This window comes from Dietzia sp. Cai40, assembly GCF_014145165.1.
GTDB classification, from domain to species: domain Bacteria; phylum Actinomycetota; class Actinomycetes; order Mycobacteriales; family Mycobacteriaceae; genus Dietzia; species Dietzia natronolimnaea.
This window is the reverse complement of record NZ_JAALEB010000095.1, coordinates 1-6,499: the sequence shown is the minus strand read 5'-3', so window position 1 is coordinate 6,499 and position 6,499 is coordinate 1. Positions and strand designations below refer to the sequence as shown.

At 70.7% G+C, this 6,499-nt stretch carries 9 protein-coding genes, 1 tRNA gene and 1 pseudogene; 6 read left to right on the top strand and 5 right to left on the bottom strand.

The annotated features are described in order from the left end of the window. Positions 1-229: pseudogene (locus G6022_RS04680) on the bottom strand (prephenate dehydrogenase); the annotation flags it as partial. A 36-nt stretch (positions 230-265) separates the two neighbouring features. Between G6022_RS04680 and G6022_RS04675 the strand changes: the two are divergent. From G6022_RS04675 to G6022_RS04660, 4 genes are all read left to right on the top strand, one after another. Next, entirely contained in the window at positions 266-790 is a 525-nt protein-coding gene (locus tag G6022_RS04675; protein ID WP_095717134.1) for a tRNA adenosine deaminase-associated protein, read from the top strand. A gap of 42 nt (positions 791-832) precedes the next feature. Then, a complete protein-coding gene (locus tag G6022_RS04670) occupies positions 833-1,303 on the top strand; it encodes a nucleoside deaminase (RefSeq protein WP_182691075.1) in 471 nt (156 codons plus the stop codon). Between the two features lie 123 nt (positions 1,304-1,426). Next, entirely contained in the window at positions 1,427-1,633 is a 207-nt protein-coding gene (locus G6022_RS04665; RefSeq protein WP_017838254.1) for a CsbD family protein, read from the top strand. 59 nt (positions 1,634-1,692) lie between these two features. Beyond that, positions 1,693-1,783 (top strand) — tRNA-Ser (locus tag G6022_RS04660). Positions 1,784-1,853: 70 nt separating this feature from the next. On the opposite strand, the gene G6022_RS04655 is transcribed toward G6022_RS04660, so the two are convergent. Continuing rightward, the gene (locus G6022_RS04655; protein ID WP_179524312.1) at positions 1,854-2,468 is read right to left on the bottom strand and encodes a TetR/AcrR family transcriptional regulator; all 615 of its coding nucleotides are present in this window, start codon (positions 2,466-2,468) and stop codon (positions 1,854-1,856) included. A gap of 95 nt (positions 2,469-2,563) precedes the next feature. Here G6022_RS04655 and tgt point away from each other — a divergent pair, with 95 nt between their 5' ends. Both tgt and G6022_RS04645 read left to right on the top strand, forming a co-directional pair. Continuing rightward, the gene (gene tgt, locus G6022_RS04650; RefSeq protein WP_182638624.1) at positions 2,564-3,844 is read left to right on the top strand and encodes a tRNA guanosine(34) transglycosylase Tgt; all 1,281 of its coding nucleotides are present in this window, start codon (positions 2,564-2,566) and stop codon (positions 3,842-3,844) included. A gap of 256 nt (positions 3,845-4,100) precedes the next feature. Then, the gene (locus G6022_RS04645) at positions 4,101-4,724 is read left to right on the top strand and encodes a hypothetical protein (protein ID WP_179524314.1); all 624 of its coding nucleotides are present in this window, start codon (positions 4,101-4,103) and stop codon (positions 4,722-4,724) included. 16 nt (positions 4,725-4,740) lie between these two features. Here the strand turns inward: G6022_RS04645 and G6022_RS04640 are convergent, their stop codons facing one another. From G6022_RS04640 to G6022_RS04630, 3 genes are all read right to left on the bottom strand, one after another. Further along, positions 4,741-5,121 (bottom strand): CHY zinc finger protein, encoded by a 381-nt coding sequence (locus G6022_RS04640; protein ID WP_017836326.1) that lies wholly within the window; start codon positions 5,119-5,121, stop codon positions 4,741-4,743. After that, on the bottom strand, positions 5,118-6,032 hold the full coding sequence (locus G6022_RS04635; RefSeq protein WP_338404130.1) for a queuosine precursor transporter: 915 nt from the start codon (positions 6,030-6,032) through the stop codon (positions 5,118-5,120). The genes G6022_RS04640 and G6022_RS04635 overlap by 4 nt, the downstream gene beginning before the upstream one ends. A gap of 87 nt (positions 6,033-6,119) precedes the next feature. After that, on the bottom strand, positions 6,120-6,499 hold a 380-nt coding region (locus tag G6022_RS04630), incomplete at its 5' end, for a glutamate--tRNA ligase family protein (RefSeq protein ID WP_241731051.1).

Below are 6,499 nucleotides of genomic sequence, written 5' to 3'. Positions count from 1 at the left end.
CGCCGAGGGCGGGCAGGGGGACGCCGACGACGACGAGGGCGTCCGTCCGCGCGGCCCGGCGGAGCGTGTCGGCCAGATCCGTCGAGACGTGGAAGCCGGCCGCCGTCGCCGCCTCCGCGCCGGGGGTCGAGCGATTCCACCCGAACGCCCGATCCGGGCCCAGGACCCGCAGCAACGAACCGCCGATCAGGCCCGCTCCGAGCACGCACACGTCCGTCACCGCCGCCACCTGACAAGGTTCTCACAGCAGACTACGGTTGGGCCCATGGCCAGCACCTCCGACCGAAACACCCGCGACAGCGACAGCGACGACGACGCCGTCACCGGTTCCGCTCTCGGGGTGTTGCAGGCGGGCGGTTCATGGCAGATCACCAGACTCGATGACACCGCGCTCACCAGTCTCGACGACGCCGCGCGGCAGGTCCGCTCGCTGCGCACCGAGGGGGCGTCGTTCGGCCTCGTCGACGTCGATCACGAGTTCTTCGTGATCCTTCGTCCCGGCCCGTCCGGGATGCGGCTCATGCTCTCCGATGCGACCGCGTCCCTCGACTACGACCTCGCGGCCGACGTGCTCGACGAGCTCAACGTGGAGCTTCCGGACGAGGATCTCGAGGACGCCGACCCCTGGGGCGAGGGCGACATGGCGATCCTCGAGGACGTGGGGTTGCCGCCGGGGGTGCTGGAGATCATCGTGTCCGAGACCGACCTCTACGCCGACGAGCAGCTGCAGTCGCTGGCCGAGCGGATGGGTTTCGGCGAGGAGCTCGAGCGGCACCTGCCCGACTCGTGAGGCGGTCATGCTCGTGAGGCGGTCATCCCTGTGACCGCGCCCATGTCACCGACGTCGCCCCGGTCCGAGGACGAGCGGTTGATACGGCGGGCCCTGGCGGCCGCCGGTGACACCCCCGAGGGTGATGTGCCGGTCGGCGCGCTCGTGGTGGGGCCTGACGGCCGGGAGCTGGCCGTGGCCACCAACCGGCGCGAGGCCGACGGTGACCCCTTCGCCCACGCCGAGATCCTGGCCCTGCGCGAGGCGGCCCGGGTGCTGGGTGACGGGTGGCGCCTGGAGGACTGCACCCTCGTCGTGACCCTCGAGCCGTGCACGATGTGCGCGGGAGCCGCGGTCGCGGCGCGGGTGGGCCGCGTCGTCTTCGGCGCGTGGGAGCCCCGCACCGGGGCCTGCGGATCGCTCTGGGACGTGGTCCGCGACCGCCGGCTCGTCCACCGCCCCGAGGTCCGCGGCGGGGTGCTCGAGACCGAGTGCGCCGCGCTGCTGGAACAGTTCTTCCGCGCTCGGCGGTAGCGGCGCGCCCGTACGGCGGTGACGGGATCGTGACCATGGTCCGGTGGAGGCCCGGCGCACATCTCCGTACGGTGGATCGGGAGAGGCGCCGGGCAGCGGCGCCGCGATCGAGAGGAGCACCACATGGGTGTGGGAGACAAGTTCTCGAACAAGGCCGAGGAGCTCGGCGGCCGCGCCAAGGAGTCGGCCGGCGCCGCGACCGGCGACCGTGACCTCCAGGCCGAGGGCCAGGCGGACCAGGGCAAGGCCGGCATCAAGCAGGGCGCCGAGAAGCTCAAGGACAAGGCCAACGAGGCCGCGAGCAAGCTCACCGGCAACGACAAGGCCTGATTCGCCCCGGCGAGCAGGCGATTTCCGCCTGCGGCCGCTCGTGAAGTAGCCTGATCGGCGGTGGCGTGTCCGAGCGGCCGAAGGTGCAGCACTCGAAATGCTGTGTTGGGTAACCCCCAACCGTGGGTTCAAATCCCACCGCCACCGCCACGGGGAGAGCCCCGGAACTCATCGGAGTTCCGGGGCTCTCCCCGTTTCGGGCCTCATCTCGGGCCTGATCTCATTCCGCGTCGTCACCCGGGAAGACGTCGGCGACGAAGTCCGGCAGGGCGGCGACCGCCCGGAGCGTGGTGATCGCGGAGTCGATCACGGTCTCCTGGGGCAGCCCGGACTCCTCGCCCAGCAGCGCCAACTCCTCGACACCGGCCAACCAGGCGCGGGTGAGCACCAGGGCCATCGGGCCGGGCCGGACCACCCCGATGCTGTGGAGGATGCGCAGGCTGATGGTGCGGTGCATCCCGTCCACGACCTGCTCGAGGACCGGGTCCACGGACCTGCCCGACCGCAGGACCGCCACGTAGTTGTCGCGCCGCCGCTGGATGTAGCGCACCAGTGCGGTGATGATCGCCCGGGTGCGGTCCTCCGCGCTGGCCCCCTCCGGCACCTCGGTGAGCGACAGGACGTGGTCGGCGGCCGCGTTGACCACCGCCGTGAGGTAGGCCAGCTTGGTGGGGAAGTAGTGGAACAGCAGGCTGCGCGAGACCCCCGCCCGCTCGGCCACGTCATCCATCGACAGCGCGTGGAACGGCACCGTCTCCAGGAGTCTCACTCCCAGGACCACCAGTTGGTCGCGGCGCTCGTGCCGGGAGAGCCGTCGGCCGCTCGTACCGGGCATCGCTCACCTCGTCGTCGTCGATTCCTGCCGTCGTCGATTCCCCCCATCGTAGGGCCAGGGCCGGCCCCCCGGACCGTCGTGCCACGATGGGACACATGTCGGATCACACGCCCCCCACCCCACGCGCGACGACCTTCGACGTGGGGTCCCGGATGGTCCTCGACGGCACCGCGGGGGGCCGCACCGGCGTCATCCACACCCCGCACGGCGACATCGCCACCCCGGCGTTCGTGCCCGTCGGCACCAAGGCCACCGTCAAGACCCTCACCCCGGAGCAGGTCCGCTCGACCGGCGCGCAGGCCGTCCTGGCCAACGCCTACCACCTGTACCTGCAGCCCGGCCACGACGTGGTGGACGCCGCCGGCGGGCTGGGGGAGTTCATGCGCTGGTCCGGGCCCACCTACACCGACTCCGGGGGCTTCCAGGTGATGAGCCTCGGGGTGGGCTTCAAGAAGGTGATCGAGATGTCGGCGGGCGCGGCCGGGGCCCCGGACGACTCCGCCACCAACAAGGGCCAGGGGAGGCTCGCGAAGGTCGACGAGGACGGTGTCACCTTCACCTCGCACCTCGACGGGTCGCCGCACCGGTTCTCCCCGGAGGTGTCGATGCGGATCCAGCACGGTCTGGGGGCCGACATCCTGTTCGCCTTCGACGAGCTCACCACGCTCATGAACACCCGCGAGTACCAGGAGAGGTCGGTCGAGCGCACGCGGCGTTGGGCGCAGCGGTGTCTCGACGAGCACGAACGCCTGTCGGTGGAGCGCGGGCACCGGCCCGGTCAGTCACTGTGGGGCGTGGTCCAGGGCGCGCAGTTCGAGGACCTGCGGCGGCAGGCCGTGCGCGGGCTCGTGGAGATGAGCGACCGCGCCGAGGAACAGGGGCGCCGCGGGTTCGGCGGCTACGGGATCGGCGGGGCGCTGGAGAAGGAGAACCTCGGCACCATCGTGGGCTGGTGCACCGAGGAACTGCCCGAGGACCGGCCGCGCCACCTGCTGGGGATCAGCGAGCCCGACGACATCTTCACGGCGGTGGAGAACGGGGCCGACACGTTCGACTGTGTCGCGCCCACCCGGCTCGCCCGCCACGGCGGGATCTACACGCTGGACGGGCGGGTCAACGTCACCCGGGCCCAGTTCCGGCACGACCACAGCGCGCTCGACCCCGAGGGGCCGTCCGAGGTCTCGCGGGAGTACAGCCGCGCGTACCTGCATCACCTGTTCAAGGCCAAGGAGTTCCTCGGGTCGACCCTGCTCACCCTGCACAACCTGGCGTTCGTGGTGCGGCTGGTCGACGAGGTGCGCGCCGCGATGGACGCCGGGCCCGAGGAGTACCTGGCGTACAAGTCCCAGTTCCTGGGGCGGTACTACTCGACGTAGCACCGCCCGCGCCTTACCCGGTCGGCGTCCGCCGGGCCCGTGCGCGCCTTCCTCGGGGGACGTCCCGCGGGGCCCGTCCGCGCCGATGACGTACGCGCCCTCTTCGGCTTATGCGGCCCCCCTGTCAGCCGCCGGAAGGGGTGCGCGCCGTCTCTGGACCATTCCGGACGCGCACCTCGGGTGAGGCGTCAGTGTCGGTCGCAGTCGCGCAGTCGCGCAGTCGCGCAGTCGCGCAGATGCGTGGAAAGCTGTCGGCATGGACCTTGGCGAGACTCTGGACGAGATCGATGCGATATACGCTCAGCGAACAGCTTTCGGAACCAATCCGATGGCGCCCACAGCTCCTCTGGGACCCTTCAGTCAGGCGGCGATGCAGGCCGCCGAGAATCTCCTGGTCAAAGCCCTAGACCGGATGGGGAGCGGCGAGCAGGACGCGGCGGAGCGACTGATGGGACGCGCGGCCGAGATCCCGTTCGATGACCACGAGGGGGTGTGGCCGGGACCCGAGGTGGCCGCGGATTTGCTCTACAACCTCATCGCGGACCATTCGGAGTTGCTCGCCGAGTTCGAGTTTGACGACGAGGGGAATGAACCCCCGATCGAGGTCCACCTGGGTATCCGGGAGATCAAGGGCCGGTTGAGCCCAGGAGAGGGTGAGGCACTGCGTGAGGTAATGCGTGAGATCCTGACGGTCGCGGGCGAGTACGGGATCGATCGCCACCAAGTGGGGCGACTGCGCGAGGTGCTCGAACTCCTGCCGCGGGGGGAGTACCACCGCGAGCTTCCAGGCGACGCCACGACCCAGCAGCGGCTGGACTCGATCGCCGCCGCGTGCCGCGTGTCTGCACTACTCCTCGAGACGTTCTACGGGGAGTACTGAGCCCGGGGTAAGAGAGTCAGCCGTCGAAGTAGATCGAGTGATGCAATGAGCAGCCCGGGTTGAACGGCGCCCTGCAGGCCGGGCACCCGTGTGCGTTCAGGTACTCGGTGATCGACAGCGTGGTCCGGCAGACACCGCACAGGATCGCCGGGGCGTCGAACTCGGCCCGCGGCCACGCCGAGACCGCGTGGTCAGCGGCATCGGCGTGGCAGCGGAAGCACGGGTAGAACTCCCGGCAGCAGTGGAAGCGGATCGCCACCACGTCGAGGGGCCCGCGGTAGTGGACGCAGCGGGTCTGGTCGTCGACGGTGGCGCCGAGCACCCGTATCGATGCGCCGCTCCCGTCGCGCCCGACGCCCGAGCCGCCGCCACCCGCGCCCTCGTCGTGGGAGGTCATGCCCTCGAGTCTGCCAGGGGCGATCGCGCCACGGTCGATCCGGCCAGGGCGGTCTGATAGCTGGGCTCGCGCTTCTTGATCCACGCGATCACGACGTACGTCACCGGCAGCAGGACCGCCTCGACGAGGGTCTTCCAGACGAACCCGATCACCACGTAGTTCCAGTAGTCGCCCGACCCGAGGACCATGCCCAGGGCGGGTGCCGCGATGGTGCAGAAGACGATGGTGTCCGCGAGCTGGCCGACCACGGTTGAGCCGAGCAGCCTGGCCCACAGGGTCTTCTCACCGGTGCGGCGCTTCATCCACACCAGGACGTAGCTGTTGAGCAGCTCGCCCACCACGTAGCCGGCCAGGCCGGCCAGGAAGAACTGCGGGATCACGCCGGCGACGGCCTCGAACGCGTCCTGGTTCTCGTAGAACGGGGCCGGCGGCAAGTGGACGGTGAACGTGAAGCTCAGCGCCGCCAGCGCCAGGACGGCGAAGCCGGAGAGGACGACACGGCGCATCGCCTTGAAGCCGTACACCTCGCTGATCACGTCGCCCAGCACGTACGCCAGCGGGAAGAGCAGGAAGGCGCCGTCGGTGACGAGACCGTCGAGGCTGAGGAACCCGAGTTCGAAGCTCAGGTCGGGGAAGAGCAGGACGCCCTTGGTGCCGGTGACGTTGCTGATGAGCATGACGCCCACGAACAAGGCGATCAGGTAGCCGTAGTACGGGCTGGCGACGGTGGCGAAGACCGCGCGGTCGGTGCCGCTGCGGTCGTCCCGGGCGTCGGGGGCGGGGCTGGTGGGGGTCGGGTCGGACATGGTCGGGTCGGAGGAGTCCCGGGTGCTGCGCGCCGGCTCGGGAATGGTCCCGTCCGGCCGCCCAGGCCCGCGAGGATCAGGGTTCTGCTTCGATGAAGTGGTCACGGGCGTCGATTATCCGCGCAGACGCGCCCGACCGGCGAATCCACCGATCGCGCGACGTCCACCTCTGCGAACGTCCGGGCTCGACGGTCAGGCGACGACCCAGGGGCCGGACCGCAGCGATGCGGGAGAGACCACCCCTCGCAGGGCATCGATCGAGTCCGCGCCGGGCGGTCCACCGAGTGACGCCACGATCCGGGCGACGGCCGCCCTCGTCGTCGTCCCCTCCCGCGCCAGGTCGGCCAGGGTCACCGCCCCGTCCCGCTTGGCCAGGCGCTCGCCGGCGGCGTTGACCGCGAGCGGGACGTGGACGTACTCCGGCCGGCGCAGGCCGAGGAGGTCGGCCAGATAGGCCTGGCGGGGGGTGGAGGGCAGGAGGTCCTCGCCGCGGACGACCTGGTCCACGCCCTGGTCGGAGTCGTCGACGACGACGGCGAGGTTGTACGCCCACACGCCGTCACCGCGTCGCA

Excerpts from the sequence above, each read along its gene's own strand:
- G6022_RS04645 (WP_179524314.1), top strand. The coding sequence starts at position 4,101 with ATGGACCTTGGCGAGACTCTGGACGAGATCGATGCGATATACGCTCAG.
- G6022_RS04640 (WP_017836326.1), bottom strand. The coding sequence starts at position 5,121 with ATGACCTCCCACGACGAGGGCGCGGGTGGCGGCGGCTCGGGCGTCGGG.
- G6022_RS04670 (WP_182691075.1), top strand. The coding sequence starts at position 833 with ATGTCACCGACGTCGCCCCGGTCCGAGGACGAGCGGTTGATACGGCGG.
- tgt (WP_182638624.1), top strand. The coding sequence starts at position 2,564 with ATGTCGGATCACACGCCCCCCACCCCACGCGCGACGACCTTCGACGTG.
- G6022_RS04665 (WP_017838254.1), top strand. The coding sequence starts at position 1,427 with ATGGGTGTGGGAGACAAGTTCTCGAACAAGGCCGAGGAGCTCGGCGGC.
- G6022_RS04655 (WP_179524312.1), bottom strand. The coding sequence starts at position 2,468 with ATGCCCGGTACGAGCGGCCGACGGCTCTCCCGGCACGAGCGCCGCGAC.
- G6022_RS04675 (WP_095717134.1), top strand. The coding sequence starts at position 266 with ATGGCCAGCACCTCCGACCGAAACACCCGCGACAGCGACAGCGACGAC.